Origin of the sequence: Chryseobacterium sp. 2TAF14 (genome assembly GCF_052115105.1) — a bacterium.
GTDB lineage: Bacteria > Bacteroidota > Bacteroidia > Flavobacteriales > Weeksellaceae > Chryseobacterium.
This window is the reverse complement of the sequence record NZ_JBFRGA010000388.1, coordinates 1-362: the sequence shown is the minus strand read 5'-3', so window position 1 is coordinate 362 and position 362 is coordinate 1. Positions and strand designations below refer to the sequence as shown.

The 362-nt window shown below is 29.0% G+C and carries 1 protein-coding gene; it reads right to left on the bottom strand.

All coding sequences use genetic code 11. From position 1 onward, the window contains the following. A partial coding sequence (locus AB4Y90_RS18285; RefSeq protein WP_441558977.1) for a hypothetical protein occupies positions 1 to 355 on the bottom strand: 355 nt, incomplete at its 3' end. Between the last annotated feature and the right edge of the window lie 7 nt (positions 356 to 362).

Below are 362 nucleotides of genomic sequence, written 5' to 3'. Positions count from 1 at the left end.
GAGCAGTACCTTGAATAGAATTTAAAACAGATACATTTGGTCTGTTTTCTAAAGTTTCAGAGCTTACTGTTACACTTGATGATACTGATTTAGCTTTTGTTGATGTTTTGGCATAACCTAAAACAACTACCTCTTCGATTTTACTTTCCCTAAAACCACTATCGATAGGGACTTGTGGAGCACTATGATTTATTTTGATTGGAATAATTCCATTAGTTTCATTTTTGTTTATAATTGAATTTTCTTTAAAAGAAAGATTTGTTTCGACATTCGTCTGATTAAAATTTTTAGCATCTTCATAAGCAAGTATTTTTTGACTTTGCTTTTCTTTAATTACATCAATTTCCTTCTCAATATTAGAT